We start from the raw sequence: 255 nt of genomic DNA, 5'->3' as shown, positions 1-255 counted from the left end.
CTATCGGTCAGTCAGTAGTATTTAGCCTTGGAGGATGGTCCCCCCATATTCAGACAAAGTTTCTCGTGCTCCGTCCTACTCGATTTCATGACTAAGAGACTTTCGCGTACAGGGCTATCACCCACTACGGCCGCACTTTCCAGAGCGTTCCGCTAATCTCAAAGCCACTTAAGGGCTAGTCCCCGTTCGCTCGCCACTACTAAGGGAATCTCGGTTGATTTCTTTTCCTCAGGGTACTTAGATGTTTCAGTTCCC

Annotated in this window: 1 rRNA gene; it reads right to left on the bottom strand. The window is 49.8% G+C overall.

From position 1 onward, the window contains the following. Nucleotides 1-255: ribosomal RNA gene (locus L6D81_RS29430) — 23S ribosomal RNA — on the bottom strand; the annotation flags it as partial.

Origin of the sequence: Pseudomonas sputi, from assembly GCF_021603585.1 — a bacterium.
GTDB classification, from domain to species: domain Bacteria; phylum Pseudomonadota; class Gammaproteobacteria; order Pseudomonadales; family Pseudomonadaceae; genus Aquipseudomonas; species Aquipseudomonas sputi.
Note: the sequence above shows the minus strand (reverse complement) of the source record. Positions and strands in the feature narration are given on the sequence as shown.